At 72.8% G+C, this 18,473-nt stretch carries 21 protein-coding genes; 8 read left to right on the plus strand and 13 right to left on the minus strand.

What is annotated here, in order from left to right; translation table 11 throughout:
- Nucleotides 1-146 precede the first annotated feature (146 nt).
- A complete protein-coding gene (locus IEY71_RS09705; protein ID WP_189084985.1) occupies nt 147-662 on the plus strand; it encodes a tetratricopeptide repeat protein in 516 nt (171 codons plus the stop codon).
- 20 nt (nt 663-682) lie between these two features.
- Here IEY71_RS09705 and IEY71_RS09710 read toward each other — a convergent pair whose 3' ends face one another.
- Nucleotides 683-1,003, minus strand: coding sequence for a metal-sensitive transcriptional regulator (locus tag IEY71_RS09710; protein ID WP_189084986.1), 321 nt, complete (start codon nt 1,001-1,003; stop codon nt 683-685).
- Nucleotides 1,000-2,652 (minus strand): FAD-dependent oxidoreductase, encoded by a 1,653-nt coding sequence (locus tag IEY71_RS09715; RefSeq protein ID WP_189084987.1) that lies wholly within the window; start codon nt 2,650-2,652, stop codon nt 1,000-1,002. The genes IEY71_RS09710 and IEY71_RS09715 overlap by 4 nt, the downstream gene beginning before the upstream one ends.
- Before the next feature lie 99 nt (nt 2,653-2,751).
- On the opposite strand from IEY71_RS09715, the gene IEY71_RS18535 reads away from it, so the two are divergent.
- The gene (locus tag IEY71_RS18535) at nt 2,752-2,886 is read left to right on the plus strand and encodes a DUF8730 family Cys-rich protein (RefSeq protein WP_268243559.1); all 135 of its coding nucleotides are present in this window, start codon (nt 2,752-2,754) and stop codon (nt 2,884-2,886) included.
- A 76-nt stretch (nt 2,887-2,962) separates the two neighbouring features.
- Here IEY71_RS18535 and IEY71_RS09720 read toward each other — a convergent pair whose 3' ends face one another.
- Entirely contained in the window at nt 2,963-3,475 is a 513-nt protein-coding gene (locus IEY71_RS09720; protein WP_189084988.1) for a hypothetical protein, read from the minus strand.
- Nucleotides 3,476-3,817: 342 nt separating this feature from the next.
- Between IEY71_RS09720 and IEY71_RS09725 the strand changes: the two genes are divergently transcribed.
- Nucleotides 3,818-4,285: a hypothetical protein gene (locus tag IEY71_RS09725; RefSeq protein WP_189084989.1), complete on the plus strand. Its 468-nt coding sequence runs from the start codon at nt 3,818-3,820 to the stop codon at nt 4,283-4,285.
- A 25-nt stretch (nt 4,286-4,310) separates the two neighbouring features.
- Here the strand turns inward: IEY71_RS09725 and IEY71_RS09730 are convergent, their stop codons facing one another.
- The 6 genes from IEY71_RS09730 to IEY71_RS09755 form a co-directional block, all read right to left on the minus strand.
- On the minus strand, nt 4,311-5,633 hold the full coding sequence (locus IEY71_RS09730; protein ID WP_189084990.1) for a dihydrolipoamide acetyltransferase family protein: 1,323 nt from the start codon (nt 5,631-5,633) through the stop codon (nt 4,311-4,313).
- Nucleotides 5,630-6,658 carry an alpha-ketoacid dehydrogenase subunit beta gene (locus IEY71_RS09735; RefSeq protein ID WP_189084991.1) on the minus strand — a complete coding sequence of 343 codons (1,029 nt, stop codon included), beginning with the start codon at nt 6,656-6,658 and terminating at the stop codon, nt 5,630-5,632. Before IEY71_RS09735 ends, IEY71_RS09730 begins: the two co-directional genes overlap by 4 nt.
- The gene (gene pdhA, locus IEY71_RS09740) at nt 6,655-7,782 is read right to left on the minus strand and encodes a pyruvate dehydrogenase (acetyl-transferring) E1 component subunit alpha (protein ID WP_189084992.1); all 1,128 of its coding nucleotides are present in this window, start codon (nt 7,780-7,782) and stop codon (nt 6,655-6,657) included. The genes IEY71_RS09735 and pdhA overlap by 4 nt, the downstream gene beginning before the upstream one ends.
- Nucleotides 7,783-7,890: 108 nt before the next feature.
- Complete coding sequence (locus IEY71_RS09745; protein WP_189084993.1) at nt 7,891-8,382, minus strand: Lrp/AsnC family transcriptional regulator; 492 nt, start codon at nt 8,380-8,382, stop codon at nt 7,891-7,893.
- 16 nt (nt 8,383-8,398) lie between these two features.
- Nucleotides 8,399-9,211, minus strand: coding sequence for an oxygenase MpaB family protein (locus IEY71_RS09750; protein WP_189084994.1), 813 nt, complete (start codon nt 9,209-9,211; stop codon nt 8,399-8,401).
- A gap of 68 nt (nt 9,212-9,279) precedes the next feature.
- Nucleotides 9,280-10,434 carry an aggregation-promoting factor C-terminal-like domain-containing protein gene (locus IEY71_RS09755; RefSeq protein WP_189084995.1) on the minus strand — a complete coding sequence of 385 codons (1,155 nt, stop codon included), beginning with the start codon at nt 10,432-10,434 and terminating at the stop codon, nt 9,280-9,282.
- Nucleotides 10,435-10,525: 91 nt separating this feature from the next.
- Between IEY71_RS09755 and IEY71_RS09760 the strand changes: the two genes are divergently transcribed.
- Together IEY71_RS09760 and IEY71_RS09765 are read left to right on the plus strand one after the other, a co-directional pair.
- On the plus strand, nt 10,526-11,689 hold the full coding sequence (locus IEY71_RS09760; protein ID WP_189084996.1) for a glycoside hydrolase family 3 N-terminal domain-containing protein: 1,164 nt from the start codon (nt 10,526-10,528) through the stop codon (nt 11,687-11,689).
- Between the two features lie 133 nt (nt 11,690-11,822).
- Nucleotides 11,823-12,386 carry a YceI family protein gene (locus IEY71_RS09765; protein WP_189084997.1) on the plus strand — a complete coding sequence of 188 codons (564 nt, stop codon included), beginning with the start codon at nt 11,823-11,825 and terminating at the stop codon, nt 12,384-12,386.
- Nucleotides 12,387-12,579: 193 nt separating this feature from the next.
- Here the strand turns inward: IEY71_RS09765 and IEY71_RS09770 are convergent, their stop codons facing one another.
- Entirely contained in the window at nt 12,580-13,587 is a 1,008-nt protein-coding gene (locus IEY71_RS09770) for a winged helix DNA-binding domain-containing protein (protein ID WP_189084998.1), read from the minus strand.
- A gap of 117 nt (nt 13,588-13,704) precedes the next feature.
- Between IEY71_RS09770 and IEY71_RS09775 the strand changes: the two genes are divergently transcribed.
- Nucleotides 13,705-15,303 (plus strand): ABC-F family ATP-binding cassette domain-containing protein, encoded by a 1,599-nt coding sequence (locus tag IEY71_RS09775; protein WP_189084999.1) that lies wholly within the window; start codon nt 13,705-13,707, stop codon nt 15,301-15,303.
- Nucleotides 15,304-15,357: 54 nt separating this feature from the next.
- Here IEY71_RS09775 and IEY71_RS09780 read toward each other — a convergent pair whose 3' ends face one another.
- Genes IEY71_RS09780 through IEY71_RS09790 form a run of 3 tightly spaced genes read right to left on the minus strand, consistent with a single transcriptional unit; the run spans nt 15,358 to nt 16,774 of the window.
- A complete protein-coding gene (locus tag IEY71_RS09780) occupies nt 15,358-16,218 on the minus strand; it encodes an SURF1 family cytochrome oxidase biogenesis protein (protein WP_189085000.1) in 861 nt (286 codons plus the stop codon).
- Nucleotides 16,215-16,457, minus strand: a complete 243-nt coding sequence (locus IEY71_RS09785) for a hypothetical protein (protein ID WP_189085001.1) — start codon at nt 16,455-16,457, stop codon at nt 16,215-16,217. Before IEY71_RS09785 ends, IEY71_RS09780 begins: the two co-directional genes overlap by 4 nt.
- Nucleotides 16,454-16,774, minus strand: coding sequence for a DUF3099 domain-containing protein (locus IEY71_RS09790; protein ID WP_189085002.1), 321 nt, complete (start codon nt 16,772-16,774; stop codon nt 16,454-16,456). Before IEY71_RS09790 ends, IEY71_RS09785 begins: the two co-directional genes overlap by 4 nt.
- Before the next feature lie 144 nt (nt 16,775-16,918).
- Here IEY71_RS09790 and IEY71_RS09795 point away from each other — a divergent pair, with 144 nt between their 5' ends.
- A complete protein-coding gene (locus tag IEY71_RS09795) occupies nt 16,919-17,629 on the plus strand; it encodes a beta-ketoacyl-ACP reductase (protein WP_189085003.1) in 711 nt (236 codons plus the stop codon).
- A 120-nt stretch (nt 17,630-17,749) separates the two neighbouring features.
- The coding region (locus tag IEY71_RS09800; RefSeq protein WP_189085004.1) for a hypothetical protein at nt 17,750-18,473 on the plus strand (724 nt) is incomplete at its 3' end.

An 18,473-nucleotide genomic window follows, 5' to 3' on the forward strand; every position in this document is an offset into this window, starting at 1 on the left:
GACACAGCCGGCTCGGACGCGTAGGCACGGACGCGTAGGCACGGCGGGAGCGTACCGTCCGCGATCGCTCGCGGCGCGGGCCCGCCGTAGGATGAGCCGCGAGAGCGCGCCGCCGGGCGACGCGAGGGATGCGTCGAGGGGACGACATGGCGACCGAGCTCAGCACCGAACTCGCGGAGGCGATCCGCCTCGGCTACGAACGCCGTGATCGCGCGGACATGGCCCCGACCATCCGGTACTTCAGCGAGCTGCTCGCGGCGCACCCGGACCACCCGGTGCTCGTGTACGAGCTGGGCGGCGCGTACGACACCGCCGGCCAGGAGGCGCTCGCGCGAACGCACTATGAGCGCGCCCTGCGGCTGGGACTCGAAGGCGACGTGCTGCGCCGGTGTCTCTGCCAGTACGGCAGCACCCTGCGCTGGCTCGGTGAGCTCGACGCCTCGCGCGAGGTGCTCGACCGAGCGCGAAGGGAGTTCCCGGAATCGGACTCGGTGCGCGTGTTCTCCGCGCTCACCCGACTGGAGGCCGCGGATGCGGACGGGGCCGTGGCCGAACTGCTCGAGGTGATCACCGGCCACGCGGACGCCACCGACCTCGGGCGGTGGAGTACCGGACTGCGCGGGCTCGCGGGGTGGCTCGCAGCCGGCCGGCCGGAGGGGTAGCCCGAGCCGGCCGGCCGAACTCAGGCGAGCGAGAGGAAGAGCTTCTCGACCTCGTCGAGGCTCAACCGCTCGGCGCCCTCGCGACCCGGGGCGCCGGCGTCTGCAGCGTCCTCGTCGCTCAGGCAGTCCTGCATCGCGTGGGAGATGATCAGGAATCCGGCACGATCGAGCGCGCCGACCACGGCGGAGAGCCGCTGCACGACCTCGCGGCAGTCGGCGCCGGACTCGACCGCTTCGATCACGCCGGCGAGCTGCCCCTGCGCACGCTTCAGCCGATTGGCGACGAGGCGATCGGCGGGCTGCCGCCGCTCGGCCGTCGTGGACTGGTTCGTGTCGCTCATCGTGCCTCCATCGTCTCGGATGCGGCGAGCTCCGCCGCGCGTCCGGCGGACCAGGTGCGGTACCCGCCGTCGAGGTTGCGTGCGTCGACGCCGTGCTGCACGAGCAGGCGCGCCGCCGTGTGGCCGCGCTGGCCGACCTGGCAGTAGACCACGACGGGCCCGTCGGGCAGCTCGTCGAGCCGCTCGCGCAGCTCGTCGAGGGGGATGCCGAGGGCTCCCGGGATCGCCCCCGACGCTCGCTCGGCATCACTGCGGACGTCGACCACGGCGGCACCGTCGCGCTGCAGCGCCGGCAGCTCGTGCCACTGCACGGTCGCCGTCGTGCCGGTGCGCACGTTGTCGGCCACGTAGCCGAGCTGGTTGATCGGGTCCTTCGCCTGGCCGTACTGCGGCGCATAGGCGAGCTCCAGCCGCGCGAGACCCGACGCAGTGATGCCGCCCGCCATCGCGACGGCGAGCACGTCGATCCGCTTGTCGACACCTGCGCCACCGACCGCCTGCGCGCCGAGGATGGCGTCATCGGCCGGGTCGATCAGCAGCTTCAGCGCCATGCGCTCGGCGCCCGGGAAGTACGCGGCGTGCGACATGGGATGCGTGTGCACGGCCCGGTACGGACGCCCCGCGCGCTGCAGGCGCCCTTCGGACCAGCCGAGCGACGCCGCCGTGAGGCCGAAGACGCGGACCACGGTGGTGCCGAGTGCGGGGGAGTTCCGCTCCGGCCGGCCGGCGATGACGTCGGCGGCCGTGCGACCGTGCCGGTTGGCGAGCCCCGCCATCGCGACGAGGGCGTCCTCGCCGTCGAGGCCGATCTTCTCGACGCCGTCCCCGACGGCGTACACGTGCGGATCGCTCGTGCGGTTCTGCGCGTCGACGGCGATACCGCCGTTGGCCCCGAGCCGCAGCCCGGCCGCGCGGGCGAGGCCGGTGTTGGGGGTCGCGCCGCTCGCGTTCACGATGAGCCGGGGTCGCAGCAGCTCACCGTCGCTCAGCCGCACCTCGCCACGGTCGACGGATTCGATCTCGGTCGAGGTGCGCAGCTCGACGCCGTTGGCGCGCAGTTCGGCTTCGACGAGCACGGCGAGCTCGGGGTCGAGGGTGGCGAGCACGTGCGGACCGCGGTGCACCAGCGTGGTGGGCACGCCCCGCCGCACGAGGTTCTCGGTGGCCTCGATGCCGATGTAGCCGCCGCCGACGACGAGCGCCGTCGCGGAGCCGTCGCGGGGGAGCAGCGCGTCGATCGCGTCGACGTCGTCGACCGTGCGGAGCGTGTGGACGGGGATGTCGGCGGCCGAGAGCGGATTGGCGGACGCCCCCGCTGCCAGCACGAGCACGTCGTACTCCAGCTCGACGAGCACGCCGGAGCGGTGATCCATGACCTCGACCCGCCGGGCCGCACGATCGACCGCGATCGCCTCGTGCTGCGTGCGGACATCGAGCCGGAACCGCGCGGTGAGCGACTCGGGGGTGTGCAGCAGCAGTTCGGCGCGGTCCTCGATCTCACCGCCGACGTAGTACGGCAGGCCGCAGTTGGCGTAGGAGACGTAGCTGCCCTGTTCGAGCACGACGATCTCGGCCGATTCGTCGAGCCGCCTGAGCCTCGTCGCCGCGGACATGCCGCCCGCCACTCCACCGATCACGATCACCCGCACGGGCCACTCCTCTCACGCGACGCGAGGGCGTCGCCGTTCCGTTGTGTACAGTGTAGTCATACCCCGGGGGTATCCGGGAATCGAGAGAGGAACGCACGCATGTGCTCACCCATCACCTGCCAGCAGTGCGGCAAGACGACGTGGTCCGGCTGCGGCCAGCACATCGACGAGGTGCAGCGCGGCGTGCCCGCCGATCGCTGGTGCGACGGAACCCACGCGCAGACCGGCCGCTGAACCGGGCCGGGCAAAGCCGTGGGCCCGGCGACCGAAGTCGTCGGGCCCACGGTGTGGAGCGGTTCGGGTCGCTCGCTCAGGGGCGCGCCCAGTAGCCGACGCCGTCGTACACGATCCACTCCAGCGTCTCCGCGGGGCAGGGTCCGCAGTTGCTGTTGTCCGGTCGTGGTGACGTCGGCTGGGGTGCAGCCTCAGCAGGCGCCGAGGCGGCTGCGGGTGCAGCCGTCCCGGCGGAGCCACCCGACCACGAGCCCTCGTCGGACCAGGAGGCGTCGTCATCCCCCTGAGCGACGAACCCGGCCTCGGCGTCGGCAGCGGCCTGGGCCGCAGCAGCCTCGGCCGCAGCCTGCGCCGCCGCGGCATCCGCCGCAGCCTTCGCCTCGGCAGCGGCGCGAGCCGCTTCGAGTCGAGCATCGTGATCGGCTTGTGCGCTCGCACGGTACCCGGAGACATCCGTCCCCGGATTGTCGCCGAAGCCCGCCGCGTGCACCGCGACCGCTGGTGCGGCCGCGGGCTGGGCGGCCTGGGCCGCGATGCCGGGCACGAGTGCGCCGGCGAGGATGAACAGGGCGACGACAGTGGGTTTCATACCGCGTGTCCTTCCGTGCATGCACAGCCTCACAGCGGTCGCCGTGAGGCGAACGGTGACTGATCCGAGGGTTGGACACCTGCATTCGCCGACCGAACGGTCGATGAACACGGGCGTCCGCGCCTCAGGCATGCGCGGTACGACGTCAGCTTCGAGCGGGTACTCTCAGCCTCTCGCCCCCGAACGAGTTCCCATCTGCCTCCGATTCTGTCGGAAGGCACCGGCCCGGCGAAAGCTCGAAACGTAGCCAGTTCAGGGGGCACGGGCGCCCGATCGCCTTGACCGACCCCGCGCCTCGACCCCACAATGGGGGACGTATCGTCCGTCGGCCAGGAGGAAACGATGTCCGAGACCGCACCCGCCTCGCCCACGATCGACCCATTCGGCACCGCCGATCCGGCCGCGCCCGCCCCGCAGCGAAATCGCGGTCCGTGGGGGCGCGACCTCAGATTCATGCTCGTCGTGCTCGCCGCGATCGTCGCGCTGTTCCTGGCGTTCGCACTGCTCGTCGCCTTCGCGCCGAACGGGGCGGCCATCAGCGCGCTCGCGATCATCGCCGCCCCGATCGCGACCATGGTCGCCGCGTACTACGGCATCTCGCTCGCACTCAAGCAGGTCGCCGACGCGCGCGAGGCCGCCGAGGCCGCCGAGTCCCGCGCTCGCGCGGCGGAGACCAGTGCGCGTGAGTCGGATGCCTGGGCCGCGCAGATGGAGTCCGGGCTCCGCGTCGCCGTCGCGAAGCTGCGCGACGCCGGTCGCGACACGAGCGACGTCGAGCGTGCCGCGGGCACGCCCGACGAGTTCTTCTGAGCCGCAGGCCCGACCGCAGCGCGCCTTAGAGCTCGGCCAGCAGCGTCATCGGCCGCTCGATGCACCCGGCGACGAAGGTCAGGAACGCCGCCGCCTCCGCGCCGTCGCACACCCGGTGGTCGAAGCTCAGTGTCAGCTCGGTCACGGTGCGGGGAACGATCGCGCCGTCGACCACCCAGGGGCGCTCGAGGAAGCGCCCGACGCCGAGCATGGCGGCCTCGGGGTGATTGATGATCGCCGCCGAACCGTCGACGCCGAGCGCGCCGTAGTTGTTCAGCGTGAAGGTGCCCCCGCGCAGGCGCGCGCTTCCCGCCTCCAGCTCGCCGGGTACGGCGGCGATCGCGTCGCGGAGTCCGCGCAGGCTGAGCGAACCCGCGTCCGCGATCACCGGCACCACGAGGCCGCGCGGCCCCTGAGTCGCGAGCCCGAGGTGCACCGCCCGGTGCTGGACGATCTCCTCGCGCTCGGCGTCGAAGCTCGAGTTCAGGATCGGATGCCGCGCGAGGCCCGCGACCGCGAAGCGGGCGATGAGCGCGGTGAGCCCGAAGCGCTCGCCCGTCGCTTCAGACAGCTCCCGGCGCGCCGCGACGAGCCGGGACGCATCGACGTCCATCCAGACCGTCGCCTCGGGGATCTCGCGCCGCGATCGGGTGAACTGGGCCGCGGCAGCGCGTCGCATCCGGTCGAGCGGGAGCCGCTCGTCGCCCGCGCTCGACCGAGCCGAGGGGGCATCCACCACCGCCGGCTCGGGCACGGGCGCCACGCCCTGCGCGAGATACGCCTCGACGTCCCGCCGGAGCACGAGATGGTCCGGCCCGGTGCCCTCGAGCCGGCTCGCGTCGAAGCCGTTCTGGCGCGCGAGCCGGCGCACGATGGGCGACACGACGGGGGAGCGCCGCCCCGGATCGAGGCGAGGACGAGGGGCGGTGAGCCCGGCGCCGAGCGGACGCGCGGAGCCCCGCCGGCCGAACCGTGCCGGGGCGTCGGCCGGCCGGGCCGACGCCGCGGTCGAGACCGTGCCGTAGCCGACGAGGACGGCCCCGGACGTCTCCTCCGGAGCGGAGGCCTCGTCGGGCCGCTCGGTCCCGGCGGCATCGCCCGCGGCGTCGCCCGCGGGCTCGAGCGCGAGCAGCACGGCCCCCTCGTGGAGCACGGTGCCCACCTCGCCGCCGAGCCGGCTCACGACGCCGTCGAACGGGCACGGCAGCTGGACGACCGACTTCGCCGACTCGAGCTCGACCACGGGCTGGTCGACGGCGACCGTGTCGCCGGGGGCGACGAGCCACGCGACGATCTCGGCTTCGCTCAGTCCCTCGCCGAGGTCGGGCAGCAGGAACTCGCGGCTCATGCGAGGTCCCAGTTCCAGCCGGCGAGCGCGTGCAGCACCCGGTCGGCGGTCGGCAGGTGGAAGGACTCGAGCTTGGGCGAGGGGTACGGGATGTCGAACCCCGCGATCCTGAGCACGGGCTCCGCGAGCCAGTGGAAGTTGCGCTCCGTCACGCGGGCCGCCACCTCGGCGCCGTAGCCGCCGAACTGGGCCGCCTCGTGGATGACCGCCGCGCGCGAGGTCTTCCGCACCGATGCGCTCACGGTCTCGTCGTCGAAGGGGGAGAGGCTGCGGAGGTCGATCACCTCGATCGAGAGGTCCTCCGAGGCCGCGGCGTCCGCGGCATCCAGGGCCGTCTTCACCGTCGGCCCGTAGGCGAGGAGCGTGACGTCGGTCCCCTCGCGGAGCACCAGCGCGCGGTCCATCGGCGCGGTCGTGACCGGCAGTGCGAGCTCGGCCTTGGCCCAGTAGCGGCTCTTCGGCTCCATGAACACGACGGGGTCGTCGCTCGCGATCGCCTCGCGCAGCATCGAGTAGGCGTCCGCCGGGTTCGAGGGCGTCACCACCGTCAGCCCCGGGGTCGCGGTCCAGTAGGCCTCGGAGGAGTCGGAGTGGTGCTCGACGCCGCCGATCGCCCCGGCGCACGGAATGCGGATCACCATCGGCAGCTGCAGCCGGCCCTTGGTGCGGTTCCGCATCTTCGCGACGTGCGAGACGATCTGCTCGAAGGCGGGGTAGCTGAACGCGTCGAACTGCATCTCCACCACGGGACGGAGGCCGTACATGGCCATGCCGACCGCGGTGCCGACGATACCCGACTCCGCGAGCGGGGAGTCCCAGATCCGCTCGTCGCCGAACTCGGCCTGCAGCCCGTCGGTCACCCGGAAGACGCCGCCGAGCGGACCGACGTCCTCGCCATAGACGACGACGCGGTCGTCCTCCGCCATCGCGTCGCGCAGGGCGCGGTTGAGTGCGGCCGCCATGGTCACCGGGCCCGGCGCGGTCGAGGCCTCGGGCGCGGGAGCAGCTTCGGCGAGCGCGCTCATCGCTCTGCTCCGCTCGGCTCGAGCTCGGCCGCCAGCTCGGCGGCGAGTCGTTCGCGCTGCTCGGCGAGCTGGCGCCGAGGGCTCGCGTAGACGTGGTCGAACAGCTCGAGCGGCGAGATCTCCGCCTCGGCGGACATCGCCGCACGGGTGCGCGCCGCGAGCGCTTCGGCCGCCTCGGTGATCTCCTCGCGCAGTGCGTCGCCGAGCGCCCCCTCGGAGACGAGGTACTTCTCGAGCCGCTCGATGGGGTCGCGTCGCTTCCAGTGCTCGACCTCGCGCTGCTGGCGGTACCGCGTGGGGTCGTCCGAGTTGGTGTGCGACTCCACCCGGTAGGTGACGCCTTCGATGAAGGTGGGGCCGAGACCGGCCCTCGCGCGTTCGACGGCCGCCCGCGTCACGGCGTAGACCGCAGCGACGTCGTTGCCGTCGACGTGGTACCCGGGCATCCCGTAGCCGACGGCCTTGTCGGCGAGGGTGCGGGCGTGCGTCTGGCGCGAGAGCGGCACGCTGATGGCGTACTGGTTGTTCTGCACGAGGAACACGGTGGGCGTCTGCCAGACGGCGGCGAAGTTGAAGGCCTCGTGGGCGTCGCCTTCGCTCGTCGCGCCGTCGCCGAGGAAGGCGAGGGTAGCGATGGGGTCGTGCCGCAGTCTGGCGGCGTGGCCGAGGCCGACGGCGTGCAGCGCCTGGGTCGCGAGCGGCGTCGCCTGGGCCGCGGTGCGGTGCGCGCGCTGGTCGTAGCCGTTGTGCCAGTCCCCGCGGAAGGAGACGAGGATCTCGGCGGGGTCGATGCCGCGGGTGAGCAGCGCCACGCTCTCGCGGTAGGTCGGGAAGAGCCAGTCGTCGGCGTCGAGCGCCGAGACGGCGCCGATCTCGCACGCCTCCTGACCGAGGGCGGAGGGGTAGGTGGCGAGGCGTCCCTGCCGGGTGAGCGCCGTGACCTGCACGTCGAAGCGGCGGGCGATCACCATGCGCCGGTAGAGCTCGACGAGCGTGGCGAGGTCGGGGAGGGCGAATCCGCCGGTGTCGCGACCGGTCACCGCGTGTCCGGCGTTGTCGAGCAGCCGGAGCGGTTTCTCCGGCGGCAGGGTGCGGGTGGGCGGCAGCTCGACGTTGAGGCTCATGACGCCATCGTCGGGCAGCTTCGCGCCTCGCGGAGGCCGTGTCGCGCAAGGAGGAACGAACGGCTCTCGATGGGCGGAACACGTGACGCGCGTCCACCCGACGGGGCGTCAGCTGCGCCAGATGTCCAGGGACTGCGCGGGCGGGCGGCCCTCGATCTCGGCGAGGATGAGGTGCGACCGCGTGGACACGACGCCGGGCATGTCGTGGATGTCACGGAGGATCGCCTGGCTCAGCTGCTCGTGGTCCGGCGCGCTGACGGTGAGGATGATGTCGATGTCGCCGGAGACCGCCTGCACCTTCTCGACGAAGGGCAGGGTCGCGAGCTGCTCGACGATCTGCTCCCAGGGCACGTCGCCGACGCGCACCACGACGAGCGCGGAGATCTCGAGCCCGATCGCCTTGCGGTCGATCTGGGCGCCGAAGCCGCTGATCACCCCACGGCGCTGCAGCGCCTGGAGCCGGTTGTGCGCGGCGGTGCGGGAGACGTGCACCCGCTCCGCGAGGGTGCGCACCGACAGCCGGCCGTCCTGACTGAGCTCGGCGACGATGCGCCGGTCGATGTCGTCGAGCGGTTCGCGGTGCGGCTGCTGCGTGGTCATGGCTCCTGCTGGGTCGTCATCGTCCTCGAGGCTCAGCGTACTCGGTGGCCAGCGCGGCGCGCCGGAGCGCCTGTCGCAGCGGCAGCTCGCGGATGCTTCGGGGGAGCAGGCGCCTCGCGACCCCGACGACCCGGAGCCAGGCCGCGCCGGCCGCGAGCACCCGGGGCGCCGACGACAGTCCGTAGCCGCGGCGGACCGGCTCGGGGAGGAGGGCGGCGGTCATGAGCCGCACCGGCGGCATGAGCAGTCGAACGCCGAGGGGCAGCGCCCGGGCCTCGAGCAGTGCGCGGGCGATGCGCCGCGCGTCGTCGCCCACCTCGAGTTGCGCGAGCCGCTCGGCCCACCACGTTTCGAACTGGGCCCTGGTGTCGGGCCAGCCGGCGCTCGTCGCCTGGAGTCGCCCGCCGAGCGCGCCGAGTCGGCGCACGATGAGATCGGCCTCCGCGTGAGGGAGCTGGCCGGCGAGCCGTTCGTGCAGCTGCAGCGTCATCGCCGTGATGGTCGCGGCCACCCAGCGCTGGGCATCGGGGTCGAAGGCGCTGTAGCGGGCTCCGTCCGCTCCGGCGCGACCGTGCACCGGACGGTGCCGCTCATCGACGTGTCGGGCCATCCGCTCCGCCAGCTCCGGTGCGCCGAAGCCGACGGCGTAGAGATAGTCGAGGGTGCCGAGCAGTCGATCGAACGGACGGTTCACGAAGTCGCTGTGCGCGGCGACGCCGGCGGCGACGCGCGGATCGGCGAGCTGGAGGAGGATCGCGGCGGCACCGCCGGCCAGCAGGCTCGCGTCGCCCGCGTGTCTGCGGAAGATCGCCTGCTCCTCGTGCTCCATCCCTCCAGTGTGGCGCGCGGCGCCTGAACACCGACCGCACGCCGGGTACGGCGGGGGAGCGGGGCGGCTCAGTACCAGTTGACCGCTTCGGAGTGCGCCCAGGCTCCGCACGGAGCGCCGTACCGACCCGAGATGTAGGCGAGCCCCCACTCGATCTGCGTCGCCGCGTTCGTGCGCCAGTCCGCGCCGGCCGAGGCCATCTTGCTGCCGGGCAGTGATTGCGGGATGCCGTAGGCGCCGCTCGAGGCGTTGTACGCGTCAGCCCGCCAGCTCGACTCCCTGGTCCACAGGCGCACCAGGCACTGGTACTCGCCGTCGCCCCAGCCGTAGCGGGCCACCGCCTGCCGTGCGTACGCCTTCGCGCCGTCGGGGTCCACCACGACCCCGGGCGGCGGCGCCGGCGTCATCCCGCCGTTCGCCTCGGCCTCCGCCGCGGCGCGCGCGTCCGCCTCGCGTTGGGCGTCGAGCCCGATCTGGTAGCGGCGCTCGAGCTCGACCGAGCGGTCGCGGAGGCTGGCGAGCTGCGCATAGAGCGTGTCGAGGGTCGCCTGCTGCGCCGCGACGTCGGCCTCGGCGCGGGCGTGCGCGGCTTCCGCCGCCTCCGCCTGGCTGCGGGCGGCCTCGGCCCGGCGCGACCGCTCGTCCTCGGCGACGGCCGCTTGGGCGCTCAGGGCGTCGGCGTTCGCCTTGGCCTCGGTCGCGACGGCCGCGATGCCCGAGGACAGGTCCGCGAGGCGTTCGGTGCGGGACAGGGCCATCAGCGTTCGGCTCGGATCCCCGCTCGCCTCCGGGTGGGCGCTCTCGGTGAGGAGCGTGAGCAGACCGTTCGTCGAGCCTGAACGGGCCAGCAGCGCCGACGCCCGTCCGAACTGCGCGGCGGCCTCGGCGGCAGTGCTGTTCGCGGCACCGGCCGAGGCCTGAAGCTCCTCGGCGCGATCACTCGCCTCCGCGAGGGCGGCGTCCGCCGCGGCGGACTCCGAGGCGGCGACGACCGCCGCGTCGCCGAGGCGGCCCGACTCCGCCTGGAGCGTGGCGACGAGCGCGTCGATCCGTTCCGCTTCCGCGGTCCGGCTGGACACGTCGGACTTCGCCGCCTCGACCTCGTCCCAGCTCGGGTAGTCGTCGGCGGCGACGGCGGGCGGCACCGCCAGGCCGAGCAGTCCGGTCAGCACGAGTGCAGCACCAACGGCGGCGCCGCGGCGGAAGGTGCGGCGAGAACGCATCAGAAACCCACCTCCGCGGTCGTCGGCGCGGCGAGTCTACCCGCGGGCCTCCGGGCCGCCGTTCGGGACACGCCCCGTAGACTCGATGCCCATGCGGAGCACACGCGCCGGGCTGCTCGCCCTCGTCGCCGCCGGCGTCCTGGCGGTCTCGGCCTGCAGCGCGGCGCCCGCGCCGTCGAGTCCGCCGACCGCGGCGCCCTCGCCGGCACCGTCGACGCCCGCGCCGCCGACCGCGGCCGAGTGGGCGGCGGAGCGCCTCGAGGGGATGAGCCTCGAGCAGAAGGCCGCGTCGCTCCTCATGCTGCACGCTCCGGGGACCGACCCGGCCCCGCTCCGGGCCCTCGCCGCGCAGGGGCTCGCCGGACTCATCCTGATGGGCGACAACATCCCCGACGATCCGGCAGCGCTCGCAGCGCTCACCGCCGCGGTGCAGAGCGATCCGGAGGCGCGCACGCTCATCGGCATCGATGAGGAGGGCGGCGACGTCCAGCGGATCCCCTGGGACCCCGCCCCCGGAGCGGATGCGCTGCGCGGCGGCTCGGCGGCGGACGCGGCGGCCGCGTTCCGCACGCGCGGCGAAGTGCTCGCGGCGGCGGGCGTCGACGTGAACTTCGGGATCGTCGCCGATGTCACGGACGACCCCGACTCCTTCATCTTCGACCGGGTGCTCGGCACCGATGCGGCGAACGCCTCCCCGCTCGTCGCCGCCGCGGTGCAGGGCGAGCAGGGGCTGGTGGGGTCCACGCTCAAGCACTTCCCGGGCCACGGTCAGGCGCCCGGCGATTCCCACGAGAGCCTGCCGACGAGCCCGCTCGACCTCGCCCAGTGGCAGGCGATCGCCGCGCCGCCGTTCCAGGCCGGCATCGACGCCGGCAGTGAGTTCGTCATGACCGGCCACCTCGTCTTCCCCGCCGTCGACGCCGCCCCGGCGTCCTTGTCGACGGAGTGGCACCGCATCCTGCGGGAGGAGCTCGGCTTCGAGGGCGTCGTCGTCACCGACGACATGCTGATGCTGCAGCACAACGGGCTCGCGGACTACCAGGATCCGGGGGAGAACGCGATCCGCGCGGTCGCCGCCGGCTCGGACGTGCTGCTGTACGTGCTGCCGGAGGATCCTTCGGAGTTCGGCATCTCCGTCGACGGGCTGACACGCGCCCTCGCCGACGCCGTGCGCTCGGGCCGCATCCCCGAGGCCCGCGTGGACGACGCCGCGCTCAGGGTGCTGACGCTCCGTCGCGAACTCACCGCCGGCTGAGCCGCACGTTCTGGACGGCGACGATCCCTTCTCCGAATATTTTCGTATGCATTGGAATACATCTCGGGATTCCATGCGTTGTCATCGAAGCGGGCCGACCGGCCCCGACGAATCGACATCGGAGACCACCCTCATGACGACGACCGCACCCACCATCGACATCCCCGGCTACCGCGCCGGCAGCTGGACCATCGACCCCGCCCACAGCGAGGTCGGCTTCCAGATCCGCCACCTCATGATCAGCAAGGTCAAGGGCAAGTTCGAGCGCTTCGACGCCACCTTCGTGACCGCGGAGAACCCCCTCGACTCGTCCGTGACCGCCTCCGCCGAGGTCGCGTCCGTGTCGACGAACGAGCCGAACCGCGACGCGCACCTGCGCACCGGCGACTTCTTCGAGGCCGAGACCTACCCGACGATCGACTTCGTCTCGACCGGCGTCCGCGTCGAGGGCGGCGACTTCAAGGTCGACGGCGACCTCACCATCCGCGGCATCACGAAGCCCGTCACTTTCGACTTCGACTTCGGCGGCTTCGGCGGCGACCCCTACGGCAACTACAAGGCCGGCGCCACCGCCAAGGCCGTCATCAACCGCGAGGACTTCGGCCTGCACTACAACGCGGCGCTCGAGACCGGCGGCGTGCTGCTCGGCGACCAGGTGACCATCACCCTGGAGCTGCAGGCGCAGCTCGCGCAGTAATCCCGTGCGAAGACGAGGGGCCGGGCGCTGCGATCGCCCGGCCCCTCGTCGCGTCTCCGCGGTGCGGAGCGCAGGATGACCCGCCCGCGTCAGCCGGCGAGCACCACCTCGTCGAGCGTCAACGACCAGAACGCCGCCCAGCGCTCGAACGCGGGTCGGAACTCGTCGAGCGGCGGCATCGCCTCGAACGCCGTCACCTCGACCCCGACCGCACCGCACCGCGTCGCGGCGGCCGGCGCTTCCAGGTGCCGACGACCTCGCCGTCGGCGACCAGGAGCGGCAGGAACAGCCCGTTCTTGCCCGGGACGACCCGCAGCGCATCGGCCTCGGAGCAGAACGCCGAACGATCGCCGTAGCCGAGGAAGTACTCGTCAAACGGCGCCAGCACATGCCGTCCCGTCGGCGCCGTCGGTGCCGGCGAGGCATCCGCCGCGACGAAGCGCTCCGCATCGAACGCGGCGACCGCATCGCCCGCGGCGGCGAGCCCCGTGCGGGCCTGCGCCATCGTGAGCCCACCCCACCAGGCGAAGTCGCGCACCGAGACGGGCCCGTGCCCGCGCGCGTAGCCGAGGAAGAACCGGGCGAGCGCCTCCTCCTCGTCGATGACCGGGCCGGGCGCGGCCGGCGACCACTCGTCGAGGAGCGCGAAGCGCTGCCTCGCGCGCGTCTCGATCGGGCCGCAGCAGAGCAGCCCCTCGTTCGCGAGCCGCCACAGCAGGTGGTAGCCGCGCTGGCCTTCGATCGGGATGCCGGCGCCGTCCCACGCCGCCTGGAGCTCCTCGCGCGTCGCCGATCTGCCGCCCTCGAGCTCGGCGACGGCCACCGCGCGCGCCCGGGCGACGACTTCGTCGTCGATCCCCTCGCGCCGGTGGATCGTCGTCGCCCGCTGGAGCACGCGCTCCGCCGTCAAGCCGAGGATCGGCCGGTACAGCTCCGGCGAGACGAAGTGCAGCGTGCCCCGCATGGGCCAGGACCGGAGCAGCTCGGCGCCGTCGATCGCCTCGTCGATGCGCGCCTCGGAGCTGCCCGGGATGCGTGCGCCGAGCACCCACTTCGCCGCGGCCAGGTCCTGCGCCTGCACGCAGACGAGGCGGTCGATCACCCGGGCGGGGGAGGCGAAGCCGGTGTCGAGCCCCTGGGCGGCGAGCCGCGTCGCACGGACGGCACTGGATGCGGCATCCGCGGTCGTGGAGTTCGTCATGCCCAGAGTCTGCCGGAGCCCGCCGACGCCCGGCGGCGACGCACCGCCCGCAGGCGCGATAGACTGGGAGGCTGTGCCGCTCGGCACACGATCCCCACCCCTCCAGGAGGCCCCGCCGTGCTCGCCGTCACCGATCTCGAGATCCGCGTCGGCGCCCGGCTGCTCATGGAAGACGTCTCGTTCCGGGTCAGCCCCGGCGACAAGATCGGCCTCGTCGGCCGCAACGGTGCCGGCAAGACCACGCTGACCAAGACGCTCGCGGGGGAGACCCTGCCGACGGGCGGCCGCATCGACCGCTCGGGCGAGATCGGCTATCTCCCGCAGGACCCGCGCTCGGGTGACCCCGAGATGCTCGCGCGCACGCGCATCCTCGACGCCCGCGGCCTCGGCACCCTCGTGCTCGGCATGCGCGAGGCATCCGAGCAGATGGGGTCCGACGATCCCGCGATCGCCGAGAAGGCGATGAAGCGCTACGGCACGCTCACCGACCGCTTCACGGCGCTCGGCGGCTACGCGGCCGAGGCGGAGGCCGCGTCGATCGCGTCCAACCTGAACCTGCCCGACCGCATCCTCGACCAGCCGCTGAAGACGCTCTCCGGCGGCCAGCGACGACGCATCGAACTCGCGCGCATCCTGTTCTCCGACGCCGAGACGATGATCCTCGACGAGCCGACGAACCACCTCGACGCCGACTCCGTCGTCTGGCTGCGCGAGTTCCTGAAGAACTACCGCGGCGGCGTCATCGTGATCAGCCACGACGTCGAGCTCGTCGGCGAGGTCGTGAACCGGGTGTTCTACCTGGATGCGAACCGTTCGGTCATCGACATCTACAACATGGGCTGGAAGCACTACCTGCGCCAGCGCGCCGCCGACGAGGAGCGCCGCAAGAAGGAGCGCGCCAACGCCGAGAAGAAGGCCGACGCGCTGCGCCTGCAGGCCGCCAAGTTCGGGGCCAAGGCGTCGAAGGCCGCGGCGGCGCACCAGATGGTGGCGCGCGCCGACAAGCTGCTCGCCGGGCTCGAGGAGGTGCGCGCGGTCGACCGCGTCGCGAAGCTCCGCTTCCCGACGCCCGCCGCGTGCGGGCGCACCCCGCTGCAGGCGTCCGATCTCTCGAAGAGCTACGGCTCGCTCGAGATCTTCACGGCTGTGGACCTGGCCATCGACCGGGGCTCGAAGGTCGTCATCATCGGCCTGAACGGCGCCGGCAAGACGACCCTGCTGCGCATCCTGGCGGGGGTCGACCAGCCCGACACCGGGCAGCTCGAGCCCGGGCACGGCCTCCGCATCGGCTACTTCGCGCAGGAGCACGAGACGATCGACGTCAAGCGCACCGTGCTCGAGAACATGGTGTCCTCCTCGCCGGCGCTCACCGAGACCGAGGCGCGCAAGGTGCTGGGCTCGTTCCTCTTCACGGGCGACGACGTGCACAAGCCGGCCGGCGTGCTCTCCGGCGGTGAGAAGACCCGACTCGCGCTCGCCATGATCGTCGTCTCCGGAGCCAACGTGCTGCTGCTCGACGAGCCCACCAACAACCTCGACCCCGCCAGCCGCGAGGAGATCCTCGACGCGCTCGCGCACTTCGAGGGCGCTGTCGTGCTCGTTTCGCACGACCCGGGCGCCGTCGAGGCGCTGAACCCCGAGCGGGTGCTGATCCTGCCCGACGGCGTCGAGGACCACTGGAGCGCCGAGTACCAGGAGCTCATCGAGCTCGCCTGAGCCGCTCGGCTCGCGGCTGGCGCCCCATGAGGCGACCGTGGCTCGGCGCCGGTCTCAGCGCCGGTCGAGGATCTCGTCCTCGGTGTCCGCGTCGTGGTCGCGCTTCGCCGGCTCCTTCCGCCGGGGTGCGCGGTGCTGGGTGCGCGCGGCCGAGCCATCCGCGCGGATCTCGTCGAGCCCGGCCTCCTCGCGCGCCTTGCGCTCCTGGTTCGCCGCCCAGCCGAGGCCGATGAAGGCGAGCAGCGCGAAGACGTACCACTGCAGCGCGTACGAGAGGTGCGGTCCCTCGTCGCGCTCGGGGCGCGGTGCGCCGAGCGGCGGCTCCGCGGCATCCGCTCCGTCCTGCACGAGGATGCCGTAGGCGCCCGTGTAGCTCGGCGCGCCCACGCGCTCCGCGAGCTCCTCGAGGTCGATGGTCGCGAACTCGCGACCCGTCGAGGTGCGGCCAGCGATGCGGCCCTCGCCCGCCTTGAGCCGTGCGGTGACGTCGACCTCGCCGCTCGGCGGGGGAGGCACCTCGCTCGGACGGCCGTCCGAGTTCTGCGCGACCCAGCCGCGGTCGACCATGAAGACGTCGCCGTTGTCGAGCCGGAACGGCGTGACCACCTCGAAGCCCGTCGTGCCGGCGAAGGGTCGGTTGCGGACGACGACCTCGTCCTCCGCGAGGTACTCGCCGCGGAGCTCGACGACCTGCCAGCGCTGCTCGACGTCGAAGGCGTCGAGCTCGGGGAGCGCCTCGGCCAGCGGGATCGGCTCGGCGTCGTAGTTGGCGTCGATGCGGGCCACCTCCGCGAGGGCCTCGGCGCGGCGGTTCAGCTGCCAGGTGCCGAGGGCGGAGCACACGATCGCGAACACGATCACGAGGGCGAGGTACCCGGCCCAGCGCGGGGCGATCAGGAAGCGCCAGCGGCTCATTCATCTCCTCCGGGAGCGGCGGCCGGTGCGACGAACCGGCTGACGGCGACGGGAAAGCTGCGGGCCTCGACGAAGCCGCGCAGGTACTCGACGTGGTCGTCGCAGGCGAGCCAGGTCTTGGTGCGGCCGTCGGTGTGGATGCGCGGATTGCTCCACTCGACCCGCCACCGCGCGGGCGCGCTGCAACCGGCCCGCGAGCAGACGGCCTCCGCCGGGCCGCCGCCCAGTCCGCCGATCATGCTGCACCACCGGCAGGTGAATCGGGTCGGTCGGCGTCGTCGTCGCCGCGGGTCTGCGTCGGCGCGGCGGGAATCGCCCGCTCAGGGGAGACGATCTGCCCCGCGCGGCCGGAGCCCTGCGCGTTGGCGAGCACGACGGCGACGTAGGGCAGGAAGATCGCCCCCGCCGCGAAGATCGCGAGCCACCAGCCCTGCACGAAGAGCATGGCGAAGATGCACCCGACACGGATCGTCATCGCGATCGTGTACTTGAGCATGCGCGCGCGCCGCTCCTGATCGGGGGAGGGCGGCAGCGAGGTGATCGACTGCTGCTTCATGATGGTCGCCGGGCTCTGACGGCGCTCCTCCTCTCAAGCCTACGTCCGTCTCGGCCGAGCGGATGCCGGGAATGGACGACGTTCTATGCTGGGACGGGCCTCGGGCGAGGTCCGCTTTCTCTTCCGACTCGAAATGGAGCCGATATGACGACGAGCCGCACCGTGCTGGTGACCGGGGGCAACCGGGGGATCGGATACGCGATCGCCGAGGAGTTCCTCGCGCAGGGCCACCGGGTGGCCGTCACGGCGCGCTCGGGCGAGGGTCCCGCCGGCTCGCTGACGGTTCGCGCCGATGTCACCGACAGCGAGTCGGTCGACCGGGCGTTCGCCGAGATCGAGGCGGAGCTCGGGCCGGTCGAAGTCGTCGTCGCGAACGCCGGCATCACCCGCGACACGCTGCTCATGCGGATGAGCGACGAGGACTTCGAGCAGGTCGTCGACACCAACCTCGGGGGCGCGTTCCGCGTGGTGAAGCGCGCCTCGAAGGGCATGCTGAAGGCCCGCTTCGGCCGGGTCGTGCTCATCTCCAGCGTCGTCGGCCTCTACGGCTCCGCCGGGCAGGTCAACTACTCGGCGTCGAAGGCCGGCCTCGTCGGCATGGCTCGCTCGCTCACCCGCGAGCTCGGCGCGCGCGGCATCACCGCGAACGTCGTGGCGCCCGGCTTCATCGAGACCGACATGACCGACGCCCTCCCCGAGGCGCAGCAGGCCGAGTACAAGAAGAACATCCCCGCCGGCCGTTTCGCGGTGCCGAGCGAGGTCGCGAAGGTCGTCGCCTGGGTCGCGTCCGACGACGCCGCGTACATCTCGGGCGCCGTCATCCCCGTCGACGGCGGCCTCGGGATGGGGCACTAGGCGCAGACCTCGCGGACGCTCGTGACCGGGCTTGAACCCGGTCACGGCGGATTCGGCGCGGGTTTTCCATAGCGCCACTTCGGTGGTGAGTTTCGAAGCTGTGTTCGATAGCGTTGGGGTATGCCCGATGTGCTGCACCCCGACGACCCGGCCGCGGTCAGTGCTGCCGAGCGGGCTGAGCCTGAGTGGGCTGACCCTGGGTGGGCTGACCCTGAGTGGGCTGACCCTGAGTGGGCTGATCCTGATTGGGCGTCGTTGGATGGGTGGCGGGTCGCGTCGGCCGCTGGCGGGTCGCGGGCGGTGTTCGCTGAACTGCAGGCCACGCTGGATGCCGCCGAGGGCGCCCAGTTGGAAGCGAACCGCATGCAGGCTGCGCAGCTCGACGCGTACCGGCAGGCGTTCGCGCTCGCCGACGCCCACCCCGAACTGTACGTCCACCCCGACGCGCACCATGCCGAGTCCCGCGGCGGCATCTCCGTCGCAGAGCTCGCGGCCCGCTCGGTCGCGGCGGAACTGTCGATGCGGCTGCAACTGCCGGCCGCGACGATCCGCAACCGCGCCCACCACGCCACTGTCGCGCACCGGTATCTGCCCCGACTGTGGGCGAGGTTCCGTGACGGCATCGCCTCGTACGCCGAGGTACGTGCCGCGCTCGACACCCTCGACGGAGTGCCCCTCAACGACCCGCACCGTACCCCGGCCGATGCCGCCCGGCACGCTGCCGCACTGACCGAGTTCGACGAGGCGTTGGTGCACCTTGCGGGCACGATCCCGTTGGGCCGGTTCCGGCAGCGTGCCCGACGGCTCCGCACCCGACTCGAACCCCCAGAAACCGCCTCGGCCC

It is taken from the genome of Agromyces mediolanus (assembly GCF_014648575.1).
In the GTDB taxonomy this organism is placed as follows: domain Bacteria; phylum Actinomycetota; class Actinomycetes; order Actinomycetales; family Microbacteriaceae; genus Agromyces; species Agromyces mediolanus.